This is a genomic window from Flavobacterium panacis (assembly GCF_024649945.1).
Classification (GTDB): Bacteria; Bacteroidota; Bacteroidia; order Flavobacteriales; family Flavobacteriaceae; genus Flavobacterium; species Flavobacterium panacis.
Genome location: NZ_JANKMS010000004.1, coordinates 344,072 through 358,457 on the forward strand (window position 1 = coordinate 344,072; position 14,386 = coordinate 358,457).

At 33.7% G+C, this 14,386-nt stretch carries 9 protein-coding genes; 8 read left to right on the forward strand and 1 reads right to left on the reverse strand.

All coding sequences use genetic code 11. The annotated features are described in order from the left end of the window. Positions 1-219 precede the first annotated feature (219 nt). From NQQ59_RS11500 to NQQ59_RS11510, 3 genes are all read left to right on the forward strand, one after another. Positions 220-1,074: an EamA family transporter gene (locus NQQ59_RS11500; protein WP_144219362.1), complete on the forward strand. Its 855-nt coding sequence runs from the start codon at positions 220-222 to the stop codon at positions 1,072-1,074. 455 nt (positions 1,075-1,529) lie between these two features. Continuing rightward, the gene (locus NQQ59_RS11505; protein ID WP_186296651.1) at positions 1,530-2,816 is read left to right on the forward strand and encodes a Glu/Leu/Phe/Val family dehydrogenase; all 1,287 of its coding nucleotides are present in this window, start codon (positions 1,530-1,532) and stop codon (positions 2,814-2,816) included. A 305-nt stretch (positions 2,817-3,121) separates the two neighbouring features. Next, on the forward strand, positions 3,122-4,345 hold the full coding sequence (locus NQQ59_RS11510; RefSeq protein ID WP_144219363.1) for a sterol desaturase family protein: 1,224 nt from the start codon (positions 3,122-3,124) through the stop codon (positions 4,343-4,345). Between the two features lie 248 nt (positions 4,346-4,593). Here NQQ59_RS11510 and NQQ59_RS11515 read toward each other — a convergent pair whose 3' ends face one another. Beyond that, on the reverse strand, positions 4,594-6,192 hold the full coding sequence (locus tag NQQ59_RS11515) for a DUF6377 domain-containing protein (RefSeq protein WP_144219364.1): 1,599 nt from the start codon (positions 6,190-6,192) through the stop codon (positions 4,594-4,596). Positions 6,193-6,675: 483 nt separating this feature from the next. Between NQQ59_RS11515 and NQQ59_RS11520 the strand changes: the two genes are divergently transcribed. From NQQ59_RS11520 to NQQ59_RS11540, 5 genes are all read left to right on the forward strand, one after another. Beyond that, a complete protein-coding gene (locus tag NQQ59_RS11520; RefSeq protein ID WP_144219365.1) occupies positions 6,676-7,197 on the forward strand; it encodes a DUF5004 domain-containing protein in 522 nt (173 codons plus the stop codon). Between the two features lie 8 nt (positions 7,198-7,205). Continuing rightward, complete coding sequence (locus NQQ59_RS11525; RefSeq protein WP_144219366.1) at positions 7,206-8,288, forward strand: hypothetical protein; 1,083 nt, start codon at positions 7,206-7,208, stop codon at positions 8,286-8,288. Between the two features lie 21 nt (positions 8,289-8,309). Continuing rightward, a complete protein-coding gene (locus tag NQQ59_RS11530; RefSeq protein ID WP_257698241.1) occupies positions 8,310-11,327 on the forward strand; it encodes a SusC/RagA family TonB-linked outer membrane protein in 3,018 nt (1,005 codons plus the stop codon). 28 nt (positions 11,328-11,355) lie between these two features. Then, positions 11,356-12,867 (forward strand): RagB/SusD family nutrient uptake outer membrane protein, encoded by a 1,512-nt coding sequence (locus NQQ59_RS11535; protein WP_144219367.1) that lies wholly within the window; start codon positions 11,356-11,358, stop codon positions 12,865-12,867. A gap of 255 nt (positions 12,868-13,122) precedes the next feature. Then, a complete protein-coding gene (locus NQQ59_RS11540; protein ID WP_144219368.1) occupies positions 13,123-14,367 on the forward strand; it encodes a glycoside hydrolase family 71/99-like protein in 1,245 nt (414 codons plus the stop codon). Positions 14,368-14,386: the final 19 nt, after the last annotated feature.

The window sequence follows — 14,386 nt, forward strand, 5'->3', positions numbered from 1 at the left end:
AAGCTTAATCAATAAAAAATCTGCTTTGATCTGTCTAAATCTGCGTGAAAAATCTAGGTGTAAAAATTATTTCACGCAGATTTAAAAAGATTTTAGCAGATTAAATTAGATTTTTTTAACTAAAAGGCTGAATATATAATCTGGTCTAGCTGGTTTTTTAAAACCGGCTGGGCTTTTTTATTTTACAAAAGTTTACTTTTACAATCCAAAAATAGATTTATGTTATTCCTTATATTAAGTATTCTTTGCAGTGTTATTGTAGGTGTTATTTTCAAAGTTTCTAGAAAGTATAATGCCAATCCGTCGCAAATTATTTCGTTCAATTATATTGCTGCGATCACGCTTTGTTATTTTACTTTTAGCCCAGATTTAAATACGTTAGATGATAAAGCACCTTTAGAAATTTACACTTCAGTTGGAATTTTACTTCCGATATTATTTCTTTTTCTAGCGCTTTCTATAAGGTATATGGGAATTGCAAAAACCGATGCTGCACAAAGACTATCATTATTTATTCCGATTTTGGCAGCTTGGCTTTTATTTAATGAAGGATTTAATACGTATAAAGTTATTGGAGTGCTAGTTGGTTTTGCTGCACTTTTATTCATCTTAAAAAAGCCTTCAGATAATACTGAAAACAAATGGATTTATCCAGCTGCAGTTTTACTTGGTTTTGGAGTTGTCGATATTCTTTTCAAGAAAATAGCTTTATATACTGTTGTTCCTTATGCAACATCTTTGTTTTTTGTTTTTCTAATTGCTTTTACAGTTTCTATTCTTATTGTCATATATAAGTTATTTGTAACGAAAGAAAATTTCGTTTTAAAAAGCATTCCCTTCGGGATATTGGTCGGAATCTTCAACTTCGGAAATATATTATTTTATTTAAAAGCGCATAAAGCCTTTTCAGAAAATCCGTCAACTGTTTTTGCCGGAATGAATATGGGCGTAATTGTTTTAGGAACTCTTATTGGCGCTTTTTTCTTCAAAGAAAAACTATCCAAAATCAATGTTTTAGGATTGTTTTTAGCTTTAATTGCTGTTGTTTTTATAGTTTTTTCACAATTACAGTAATTTTTTTTAGTTCGTAATCCTTTAGTTTACAGTTGTTTTTATGGTTGACTGTAATTTTATCAAAAATAAACTCTACTAATTCTATAGAATTTATAAATATATTTTTGTAGCTTTGTCTCAACAATGAAAAACTATAGCCGAAATATTATGACGTTTTTTCCATGCAGCTTTGCGATGTGCTGTATGATGAATCACGTTTTGAAATGGCGTTAATAGAGAAAGTACTTGTTAGTTATTTTTTTTTTTAGCCTTTCATTGCACCATGAAAGGCTTTTTTTTGAATCGTTAAAAAATCAAAATATGAGAACCAATAGAAATATGAAAATTTTGATGCGACGCTGTCTGGTAAAAATTCCGTGTTGTAGCTGCTTACGAGATAAAGAGTAGAAGCTTTATCAAAAAATATTTTGAATAAAACATAAAGAGATAACCCAAACCAAAAAACTATATATACTATGAGCTCAGAAATCATAAAACAGAATCCCTTTCAATCGATGATTGATCGTTTTAATATTGCTGCAGATATTTTAAATTTAGATAATTCCCTTAGACAAAAATTACAACGTCCTGAAAAACAAATTACAGTAAACTTTTCTATCACTTTAGATAACGGAAATGTTCAGAATTTTGAGGGATATCGTGTCATTCATAATACTGCTTTAGGACCTTCAAAAGGCGGAATTCGTTATGATACCGCTGTGAATTTGGACGAAGTAAAAGCACTTGCCGCCTGGATGACCTGGAAATCCGCTGTAACCGGAATTCCATTTGGTGGCGCTAAAGGCGGCATTATTTGTGATCCGAGAAACCATTCTAAAACAGAATTAGAAAAAATTACGAGAGCTTATACCAAAGCCTTAGCTGATATTTTCGGACCAGAAAAAGATGTTCCTGCTCCAGACATGGGAACGGGACCAGACGAAATGGGCTGGCTAATGGATGAATTTTCATTGTTACACGGAAGACCAATTCATGCTGTTGTAACTGGAAAACATCTTCATTCTGGAGGATCTTTAGGTAGAGTAGAAGCAACAGGAAGAGGCGTGAGCATTATCAGTCTTTTAGCACTTCAAAAATTAAAAATCAGACCTGCCAGAGCTACGGCAGCCATTCAAGGATTTGGAAATGTTGGTTTACATTCTGCTTTGTTTTTATATGAAAAAGGCGTGAAAATTGTAGCCGTGAGCGATGTTTCAGAAGCATTTTACAATCCGAACGGAATTAATATTCCAGAGTTGATTTTATATTATAATTTGAATAACAAAACGATTAAAGGTTATCCAAATTCGGTTGCCATTAAACATGAAGATTTACTGCTTTTAGAAGTTGATGTTCTGATTCCGGCTGCGAAAGAAGATGTGATTACACAAAAAAATGCTGCTGATATTCAGGCAAGAATTATTGTGGAAGGCGCCAATGGTCCAGTTTCTTCAGATGCAGATCAGATTTTGCATGATAAAAATATATTAGTTGTTCCTGATATTTTAGCCAATGCTGGCGGTGTTACAGTTTCTTATTTCGAATGGCTTCAGAATTCGCTTTTGGAGTCCTGGAGAATTCACCAGATCAATAAACGTCTGGAAGATATTTTAGAAAAAGGTTTTGATACTGTTTTTAGAGTGGCAGTAAAACATAATGTAACACCTCGTATTGCTGCTTATATTATTGCTTTGAAAAAAGTAGCCGAAACTCAATCGGTAAAAGAAGTGGCTTTGGAAGCTCCTTTGTTTAAGCAGAATTAAATCAGGTTTACTCCGTAAAAGATCATTTTCGTTGATTATATTTTTAGTCTCCCTAAAAGTGTAATTGATGAAAGTGTCTTTTTCGTTTGCTGTTGTATATAATTTTTAAACCGTGAGATAAATTCTAACACATAGAAACATAGCTTTTGCAAGTCTATATAGGCGTTTCACTAATTTCAATGCACATAGCTATGTGTTAAAGCTTGTTTTTTTTGTAGTCTCAAGCAGAAGCAATAAAAATCTATGTTTTTATGTGTTAAAACTAAATTACCCGATAATTTTTAGAATAGAAAAATATCATACCAATGAAAAATATCAATTTTCTGGCTTTTGCCATGCCGGCCTTTTTTCTTTTTTTATTTTTAGAATATAAGCTTGCTCAACGCAGAAAAAGACCTGAAATTTTTAATTATGAAAGTTCTGTTTCCAATATTTCTATTGGAATTGCAGAGCGTTTAATCAATTTGTTTATCGCTGCGAGTTTTTACCAGTTGTATTATTTGATTTATGATGATTATAGGATATTTGATATTCCGAGTAATGCTTTTGTTTGGTTTGCGCTGATTCTCGCTACCGATTTTGTTTGGTATTGGTATCATCGATTAGGACATGAAGTCAATTTTTTCTGGGCGGCACATATTGTGCATCATCACAGTGAAGAATTTAATTTTACGGCTGCAGCCAGAATTACAACTTTTCAGGCGATTATCAGAACAGGATTTTGGTGTGTTTTGCCGTTTATTGGTTTTCATCCTTCAATGGTTATAACGATGCTGATTGTTCACGGCGCTTATTCTTTTTTTACACATACACAATTGATTGGAAAAATAAAATGGTTGGAATATGTTTTTGTAACGCCTTCTGTTCACGGAGTTCATCATGCTTCTGACGAGAAATATCTAGATAAAAATTACGGTGATATGTTTACGTTTTGGGATCGTCTTTTTGGAACTTTTCAAACCGAAGAAGAAAAACCTAAGTACGGTTTGACACATCCCTTAAAAAGCTGCAGTTTCTTGTGGCAACATTTTCATTATTACTTCGAAATCTATGAATTATGGAAACGCTCAAGCGGATTCAAAGCAAGATGGAATGCTGTTTTTGGAAGTCCAGCCGATATGGATCAGGATATTCGTCCTATTTTAGAAAAACGTTTTCTGCAAGATAAAGCCTTGCCAAATCAACGACTTCGATTTAAAAATTATCTTTATATACAATTAGGAATCTGCACTTTGATTTTAACCGTTTTTACTTATTATTTCGATTATTTAGAAAGTTATGATAAGATATTTGTGCTTTCGTTAGTCATTCTAACTTTAATCAATTGTGGTGCTTTACTAGAACAACGCAAATGGATTTATTACCTAGAATATGCTCGTTTAGCTATGATTTCGACTTATTTTTTATACGAAGAAGATTTGCTGGTATTTTTCTTTGTTCCGATTGCGATTATGATTTTTGTGGAGCAGTTGTTTTCATTGAGCAAGATTTATCAGAATACGATTTTGCAGTTGGAAAGTGTTGAATGATATAGCATGATTTATGACGGAAAAAATAGTCCCAGAGGGACGAAATATTTATAGAAAAGATATTTGTGCGAAACAAAAAAAAGCTCCAGCGGAGCGACATATTTATCAATGTTTTAAATATATATGTCGCTCCGCTGGAGCTTTTTTATCGGGTGTTGCTTTGTTTCTATAAATATTACGCTCCGCCGGAGCTTTTGTGGCATTGGTAAAAAAAACTTAGAATCTTAGCATCTCAGAATCTCAGCAACTTAGATAGTCTTAATCTCCATAATCTTCTGCTCGAAAGTATCTTTAAAATCCGATTTGCTTTTGATTCTGGTTTTGTATGTATAAATTGTGGCTACAGAAAGTTCCAGAAATTCTGCCATTTGATTACTGTCTTGAATTCCCAATCGATACAAAGCGAAAATGCGTAATTCAGTATTTAAAAGTTCACCTTTTTTTACAACACATTTATGATCATTTGGAAATAACTTATTGAAATCGGTTACAAAAGTTGGGAACAATTTCAGGAAAATTTCATCAAATTGGTGGAATAGATTTTCTCGTTCTTCTTTTACATTATAGCGTTTTAAACTCGCAATAACTTCATCTGTTTTTTTAGTGATGATTTTATGTAATGTACTTTTTTGAATGTGATCGATTTTATTGATGAAAGCCGAAGTTGCTTTTATAAAATACGTAATGTATTCTTCTTTAATAGCATTTGCTTCGCTTAAACTCACATTCATTTCCTGCAACTTCAGATACGAATCGGCCATTATTTTTCGGGCTTTGTTTTTTTCTTTTAATTGTTTGAAGATAATGCCGAGAAAAACAAAAATGATAACCGTTAAAATGGTCAGTAGAATAATGATTTTTTCTAATTTATCATTTTTGTCTTTTACATTATTCAATTGCGCTTTTTCAATAATAGGCAGAATGGATGAAATCTCAATTTTACGATGTCTTGCATTATAAAAAGTAGCATCATCCATTGCGATATTAATGTATTCGTTGGCTTTATCCAAATAACCCATTTTAAAAAGTTCATTGGCTAGATTTCTAAGTGCAACGGTTTCTTTTGTGGCATTTTTAACATCGGCGATAGCGGCAAGTGCCAGATACTGAATCGCTTTTTTGGTATAACCTCTTTCTGAATAAATATAACCGAGACTTGAAGTCGCAATTCCGTAATAATCAGGAGGTAGTTTATAGTTGTTAATCCAATAACTAAAAGCGAATTCTGCTCCGCGCCAATCTTGTTGTTTTAAACGTTTTAAGCTTTCTGCAGCCCAATATTCGTTGGTATTTGTTCCAATCAATTCTAAGGCTTTTTTCAAGAACTGATTCCCCTGCTGAACATAATGAACATTAAATCGCAGATCACGATTGTAATCGGCTAAATCATAGTAAGCACGAGCTTTTATATTGTAATATTCAAATTTGTTTTTGATGTCCAGCTTAGAATCGTCAATCACATTAAGAGTATCAATAGCTTCTTTAAAAAGTCCTGAAGAAAGCAGTACAAAACCTTCTTTGATTCGGCTTTTAGATAAGAATTTGGGATCTTTTAAAATTTTAGCTTTGATTTTGGACTGCTCCAGATAATAATAAGCAGAATCGTATTTGAAAGATTTGTATTCGTCAAAAAGCGACATATAACAATTATACAATCCCTCATTATCTTGATTAAGTGTAAACTTGGCTATATTTTTCTTTAAAGCTTCAATTTTTCGATATTTCTGTTTTAGATAGACTTCTTTTTTTAAAAGTGCCTGATCTAATTCTTCTAAGTAAGGATTTGTCTCTTTTGCAGTTAGAGAAAATCCTCCAATGAAGAAAAGTAGTATCAATATTCTTCGCATGATTTGGTTTTGGTTTAAGGTAAAGTTGGTTGATAGATAGAATAAGTGAATTCGTTTTTAAAATTATAAATAAGTTTTGAAATTAAGGGAAACCTAATTTTCAAAATCTTGTAAATTGTTTAATAACATCGCTTTAGAAGGTGGTTTTTGAAATAAAAGTAAGCTGTAAATGTTAAAAACGAATAAATTATTTGCAATTATACAATAAAAACAATTTAAATATATGTATAGTGAAAAAAATATACCAAATATTTTACATATTGTCATTTTTACCATTAAAAAACTATCTCTTTTAGTCTATACAACGTCTTGATTTTTCATTTTCACAATAAATCATAAGTTGTTGATTTTTAGTGAGTTATATTTTGAAATATCTGATTTATATCTTGATTTTTTACAGATGTTTTTTTTCGGACTTATTTAACTTCTAGCTTCGCTCTATCCTTTTGAAGGGGGTAACAAACTAACAAAAACCAAAAATTTATGAAATGTAAAAGTATTTATTGGTTAGCTTTTGTAATGTGTTTTTTCGCGCTTAGTTGCGATAACATAGAAGACGGAAGCTACGTAGATCCGATTACCATTTATGAGAAAGTAAATGGCAATTGGCAATTGGCAAATCTGAAAATGGTCGATGAAGTTGCGAAGGCAAATAAGATCGAACCAAATGAAGAAACGCTGAACTCTTATTTCAACTACGAAGATTTTAAAATCAACTTTAGTGTAGATGAAAACAACAAACCAACAACTTATGAAGTAACCGGAAATGTCCCTCCATTATTTGCTCCAAAGGGATATTGGGCTCTTAGTTCAGATTTTCAACAAACGAATGATGTTGCAACAAAAATCTACTTGTACAGCGATGCACAAAAAACGCAAAAAACAGATGAACTTCGAATAGTTTCGGTTCCGGGAAAAAACAAAGAAATGCAGTTTCAGCTGACTCGCTCTTCAGCTGGAGTCGCTTTTGTGTCTTATGTATTTAAATTAAATGCTATTAATTAAAAAGTAATATGAAAAAGTTTATATATACAATTTTACTTGCCTTATTGATGGCTCCTAATTTTATTCAGGCACAAGAAGCCGCTGGAGCTGTAGGCCCAATGTCATCATTCCCTGTAGTGTACAAATACGACGAAAAAGTGACTTGGTATTTCGATATGTCGGCATCTACATTTGCCGAAACAGAAGATCTTTATATGTGGATCTGGTCACCATCTGAACCAGATGCCGGAAATTTTGAAAACTCTTCTGATTTTGCTAAACTGAAATACGAAGGAAATAAAATCTGGAGTTTCACTTTAACTCCAACGGTTTATTTTTCTAAAACTCCTGCAGAAATTGCAGCAAGTGCTGGATTTTGGTTTCGTATAAAAAACAAAAATGGTTCTAAACAAAGTGATGTAGCCAATATGCCCTACACTGATTTTTCATCATTTTACACGGCAAATGAAGTAATTAGATCTTATCCGTCAAAACCTTTAATTGATAAGCCAGTTAGTATTTTATTTAATTCTAATTTAAAAGATGGTTTTGCAGGTGTCGAAAGCGTTCATTTTCATAGTGGATTAAACAATTGGGCTGTTTTACAAGAATATCAAGCTTGGCTTCCAGATGTTTCTGAAAAAACAAAATTGAAAGATCTAGGAAATGGTTTTTACAGAATGGATTTGATTCCACAGCAATATTACAATCCGCCGGCAGGTTTTGTGATGGAAAATATCACTTTCCTAATGGTCGCAAAAGACTGGACAACCAATTCTGGTGATCAAATTATTTATGCAGGAGAATTTATTCCGCCGCCCCCGCCAAGTTTCAGTTTCTTTCCATCACAAATCAGTCAAAAAGATTTTCTTGGAATGTCTAGAAAAAATAATGAAGTAGGTGTAAACAAATTACTTTACACGATTACGGCAGGAACAAAAACATTCTCAGGTGAGTTTACGGGAGGAACTACAGAAATTAAAGGTTTTGTCAACTTAGTTTCAGAACTAAACGGAATTTCAAATTTAAATGAAATTCATGTTTTGGTAAAAGACAACAAAGACAAAACGATTTCGGACACGATGATTCCGCTTAAAACTTTAGATAAATAATTCACTATTAAATTAAAACTAATGAATAGTAAAAATACAAAAAGCGTCCTGCATCAAATGTGGACTGCTAAAGGAGCGGTATTGATGGTATTTATGCTTTTTCTTTCTGCCAGTACATTCGCGCAGACGAAAAAACAAATCTCAGGAACCGTTTATGATAATACAGGAACGGTATTGCCAGGAGCTTCTATCATTGAAGTAGGAACTAAGAACGGAACTACAACAGATTTTGATGGAAAGTTCAGCCTTCAGGTAGCCGTAGGAAGTGCAATCGAAGTTTCGTTTATTGGAGCAACAACTCAGAAAATTCAAATTACTGGAAGTACTTCAAATTACGAAGTTCGTCTGCAAAATGATGGTTATGCATTGGCAGAAGTTCAAGTCGTTTCTGTAGGATATGGAAAAGTAAAAAAATCAGATTTAACTGGTGCAATTTCGACTGTTGGAGCAGATGATTTGGTTAAAGGAACTATTTCTTCGACAGAACAAGTTTTACAAGGAAAAGTAGCGGGATTGAATATTATTCGTCCTTCTGGAGATCCTGCCGCGGGTTCTACAATTCGTTTGCGTGGAGGAACTTCATTAACGGCAAGTAACAGTCCGCTTATTGTGGTTGATGGAATTGCAGGTGTTGATATCAATGTGGTTCAGCCTGCAGATATTAAATCGGTTGACGTTTTGAAAGATGCTTCTGCAACTGCAATCTACGGTTCTCGTGGAGCAAATGGAGTTATTATGATCACAACTAAATCAGGAACAAAAGGTGTTTCTGTGGTTTATAGTGGGCAAACCAGTTTTGGATATGTTAATGACAATTTAGATCTTTTATCTGCCAATCAGTGGAGAGGTTATGTACGCCAGACCGGAAACGCAGATGCTGTTGATTACGGTGGAAATACCAACTGGCAAAAAGCAATTGAGCAGACTGCAATTTCTCAATCTCATACTTTAAGTATCAATTCTGGTAAAGCAGACAGTGGCTTTAGAACTTCTATCGGATATTTAAATAATGAAGGTGTAATTAAAAAATCTGGTTTAGAAAGAATCAGCGGGAATATTAGTGGTTATCAGTTTTTAGGTGACAATAAAGATGTAAAATTTGATATGGGATTATTTGCCAATATTGACAAATGGCATCCAATTGATTACAGAATTTTTGAAAGAGCTTATAATTTAAATCCAACAATTCCGGTTTACAATCCAGATGGATCATTTTCTTCTGTAACAGGAAATATTTATCAAAATCCGGTTGAGATTTTAACCAATAGAACATTTGATAACGAAAGACATAGACTTTTAGGGTATTTCAAAACAGATGTAAAGTTCTTAAATGATTTTACAGCTACAGCTAATATTTCTTTAGAACACAATGCAGTAAAAGGAGGTATATACAAACCATCTTACGCGGTTATGGAAGGACAGACTGAAGGCGGTTTTGCTCAAAGAACTTATCAGGAATTTACCAATGCACAAGGCGAACTTTATGTGAATTATAGTAAGATTATCGACAAACATAATATTGGTGCCTTAGCAGGATATTCTTATCTGGAAAATATTTACCAAGGTTTTGGTGCACAAAGAGGTGGTTTTGTCACAGATGCTTTCAGTTATAACAATTTAGGAGCTGGTTACAATTACCGTTTGGGAGATGTGTACTCTTATAAAGGAAAATCAAATTTGGTTTCTTTCTATGCACGTGCTAATTACAGTTATGATGGTAAGTATTTATTGACTGCAACAGTAAGACGTGACGGTTCAAGTCGTTTTGGAGAAAATAATAAATGGGGAACTTTTCCATCTGCTTCTGCTGCCTGGAGAATTTCTAACGAAGAATTTATGGAATCTTCAAAAGGTTGGTTGGACAACTTAAAAGTAAGAGTAGGTTATGGAGTTACAGGAAATCAAGACGGAATTGGAGAATATAAATCGCTTTCTATTTTAGGAGTTGGAAAAGACAGTTATTACGACCCTGTTACTAAAACGTGGAGTTTGGCGTATTCACCAAAACAAAATCCAAATCCTGATTTGAAATGGGAATCTACAGAACAGCTTAACATTGGTTTTGATTTCGGACTTTTCAATAGAATTACGGGATCTTTTGAATATTATTCTAAAACAACAAAAGATTTATTGTACACGTACGAAGTGCCTCAGCCTCCATATTTAGTGGGAACAATGCTGGCAAATGTTGGAGAAATGTCGAATAAAGGAGTCGAGTTGACTTTAAATGCAGACATCGTTAAAGGAGATAAATTCAATTGGAATGCGAATTTGACATTGGGACATAACGTTCAGAAAATTGAAAAACTTTCAAATCCAACCTACAAAACAGATGTTATTTATAGCGGATCGTTACACGGTTTGGCAGGTATGTCTGGACAATATTCTCAAATTATTGCTGAAGGATATCCAGTGGGAACTTTCTGGGGATTCAAAAATGCAGGTTTAGATGCTGATGGAAAAATTCAGTACTACAACGCTGCAAATGAAGTAGTAGCAGAAAGTGCTTTGGTTGATGCAGACAAGAGAGATTTAGGAAACATTCAGCCAGACTTGACTTTAGGTATCGGAATGAATTTTACTTATGGAAATTTTGATCTTGGAATTTCAGGTTACGGAATGTTTGGACAAAAAGCTTTAAATGCAACGAATATGATGTTGAATGATCCGAACAGATTGCCAGCATTTAATGTTCCGGATGATTTCTTAAACAGCGGAATTACTTCTGCTCCAAAGTATTCAGATTATTGGATTGAAGATGCTTCTTTCTTCAGATTGCAAACTTTGTCATTGGGGTACACTTTGCCTTTGAAATACAAAAAATCTAAAGTGAGATTCTATGTTATGGGAGAAAATCTTTTTGTACTTACAAGTTACAAAGGTGTAGATCCAGAAATTGGTTTAAATGCTCAGGATGGAATTAATCAAACTGGAGTAATGGATTTAACTGGACTGGCTGCGCCTGGAATTGACCGATACAATAATTATCCTCGACCAACTACGATTTCTGTTGGACTAAATTTTACGCTGAATAATTAAGCGAATTGATAACCCTAAAATATTAAAAATGAAAATCAAAATAACAGCAGCAATACTTTTAAGTATGCTTTTTACGGTATCATGTACGGATTTGAACGAACAGTTGTATGATCAAGTAGAAGATGGGGAGTTCGGAAATACAACTAAGGAAATCGATGCGCTGGTGGGTGGAGCTTATTCTTCACTAAGAGGATTCTCGGATGCCATTTCAAATAACTTTCCAACCTGCGAATATGTTTTCTTTTTGAATGAAGTTGTTTCAGACGAAGCAACAATTCCAACAAGAGGAACCAACTGGTACGACGGCGGGCAATATCAAGATGCACAAAAACATACTTGGAAAGCAGATAACAGAATGATTCTTTCGGCTTGGCGTTACAATTATACTGGAATTGCTAAGATCAATGCGATTATTTATCAAATCAATAAATCGTCTTTATCTGAAAAAGCTAAAGAACCAATTTTTGCAGAGTTAAAAGCGCTTAGAGCTTATTACTATTACAATCTTTTAGATTTATTTGGAAATGTGCCAATCGTAACCAATTTCGAAGACACAGATCTTCCAACGAATTCGACTAGAAAAGAAGTTTATGATTTTGTTGAAAAAGAGCTGACAGATGCCATTCCGCATTTAAATTCAAATGTGGTGTATTCTAAATTAACGAAAAATGTTGCCTATTCTATTTTGGCAAGATTATATCTTAATTCAGAAGCCTTTATTGGAGTTGCACGCTGGCAGGATTGTTTAGATATGTGCCAGAAAGTAACGGGATATAGCTTAACACCAGATTTCTTTGCCAATTTCATAACAGAGAATCAAACTTCTCCTGAAATTATTTTTGCTATTCCTTATGATTCAAAAGCAGGAACAGTTGGGAATTATATGAATTCAATGTCAGCGCATTACAATCAAAAGTTAGCTATTTCTGCGATTCCGAACAATTATCCTTGGAGTGCAAACGGAATGTGTGGGCAGCCAGGATTATATTCAACTTTTGCAGATACAGACAAAAGAAAAAAATGTATGCTTCAAGGAGATCAAATCAATCTAGCGACAGGCTCTGTAATTATGATGGATAATGGAGAACCGCTTACATACACAGAGAATTTGACTAGTTTGACAGATGCAAAAGAAAACGAAGGTGTTCGGTTGGCAAAATATGAAATGAAAGCAGGAGAACAATGGGAACGTGATCATGATTTTGTATTGATTCGTTATGCAGAAATCTTAATGATGCAGGCAGAGTGTTACGTTCGTTTAGGTTCACCAGATTTAGCTCGACCATTTTTACAACAAGTAACAGCACGTGCAGGAGAAGAAATGCCGACAACAATTGACCTTGCTTTTATAGACAAAGAATTGTTGAAAGAATTCACCTTTGAAGGAAGAAGAAGAACAGACAACATCCGTTTTGGAACCTTCTTCTTATCATGGTGGGAAAAAGGACCAACTGAAAAATACAGAGCAATTTTCCCAATTCCAAGTACTGTTTTAACAACAAATAAAAACTTGAAACAAAATCCTGGGTATCCAAATTAGGTTACTAAAATGTCAGTCTTCCATGTTGGTTAGTCGTGGAAGGCTGACCTATTTTTTAAGAATTTACTAAAGTTCTTTTAGCTACAGATTAAAACGATTTTGTTTCACGCAGATTCAGCAGATTATTGCAGATTTAAGCAGATTTTATTAAAGAAAATAATATTTAATCTTTATAGATCTGCTCAAATCTTTTTTAAATCTGCGTGAAAAAAAAATTTTTAATTCTTTAATCAGTGAGAAAAAAAATACATCAATATGAAAAGATATATCACATCATTGGTTTTTGGTTTAATGAATATTGTGATGGTTGCCGGATGCAGCAGCGATGACAAAGGTTCAGATAAGCCAACAGAACCAGAAAAAACAGCACCTGTTGCGATTGAGAAAACCAACAGCACCAAAATTTATATGCACTACATGCCGTGGTTTGAAACCAATGAAAGTAGTTCCGATAAAAAATGGGGATATCATTGGACAATGGCAAACAAGAATCCGAACAATGTAGGAGCAAATGGCCGTCGAGAAATTGCATCTTATTATTATCCGCTGATTGGGCCTTATCATTCAGGCGATAAAAATGTGATTGAAAATCATTTATTACTGATGAAATATGCAGGAATCGATGGAATTCTGATTGACTGGTACGGAACTTACGATGTTAACGATTATAGAATGGTCAAAGAAAATACAGACCAGCTAATCGAAATGCTGGAAAAAGTAGGTTTAGAATACGCCATTGTTTACGAAGACCGATTTTTAACCAACGTTGTCAATGCAGGAAAAGCAATTTCGGTAACCAGCGCAGCAAAAACAGATTTAGCTTATGTAGAAAAGAATTATTTTACTGATGCTAATTATATCAAAATTAATGGCAAACCGCTTTTGATGAATTTTGGTCCAATCGTTTTACAGACTCCTGCAGAATGGACGAATGTTTTGGGTTCTTTGACTACAAAACCAACTTTTTTGACACTTTGGGATCATTCTGTAAAAGCGGGAGAAAATGCTTCTGGAGAATATGCTTGGGTGTACAAAGACAATAGCTTTTTAACTAATTTCTATACCAATACCAAACCAAAATTAGGTGTTGCAATGGGAAGTGCTTATCCAGGTTTTAAAGATTTTTATGTCGAAGGTGGTGGCGGTGCAGCAATTGGCTGGACAATCGAACATAATAATGGAGCTACTCTAGATAAAACATTGGCTTTAGCCAAAAATGCCAATGTCAACTATCTCCAGTTAATAACTTGGAATGATTTCGGAGAAGGAACCATGTTTGAACCAACAGTTGAATTTGGCTATTCTTATATCGAAAAAATAAAAGCTTTTTCAGGAGTAAAAAATACCGAAAGTGTATTTCCTGATATCAGCAAATTGTATGATTTACGCGTACAGAAAAAAGGAAATGTCGAAGCCCAGAAAAAACTCGATCAAGCGTTTAATTATTTGGTTTCATTGCAAACAACAAAAGCAAAACAGATAATAAGCGAAATTAAATAGAGCCGTAATTAATACAATT

Coding starts and splice junctions, on each gene's coding strand:
- NQQ59_RS11515 (WP_144219364.1), bottom strand. CDS start 6,192: ATGCGAAGAATATTGATACTACTTTTCTTCATTGGAGGATTTTCTCTA.
- NQQ59_RS11530 (WP_257698241.1), top strand. CDS start 8,310: ATGAATAGTAAAAATACAAAAAGCGTCCTGCATCAAATGTGGACTGCT.
- NQQ59_RS11500 (WP_144219362.1), top strand. CDS start 220: ATGTTATTCCTTATATTAAGTATTCTTTGCAGTGTTATTGTAGGTGTT.
- NQQ59_RS11540 (WP_144219368.1), top strand. CDS start 13,123: ATGAAAAGATATATCACATCATTGGTTTTTGGTTTAATGAATATTGTG.
- NQQ59_RS11505 (WP_186296651.1), top strand. CDS start 1,530: ATGAGCTCAGAAATCATAAAACAGAATCCCTTTCAATCGATGATTGAT.
- NQQ59_RS11510 (WP_144219363.1), top strand. CDS start 3,122: ATGAAAAATATCAATTTTCTGGCTTTTGCCATGCCGGCCTTTTTTCTT.
- NQQ59_RS11520 (WP_144219365.1), top strand. CDS start 6,676: ATGAAATGTAAAAGTATTTATTGGTTAGCTTTTGTAATGTGTTTTTTC.
- NQQ59_RS11525 (WP_144219366.1), top strand. CDS start 7,206: ATGAAAAAGTTTATATATACAATTTTACTTGCCTTATTGATGGCTCCT.
- NQQ59_RS11535 (WP_144219367.1), top strand. CDS start 11,356: ATGAAAATCAAAATAACAGCAGCAATACTTTTAAGTATGCTTTTTACG.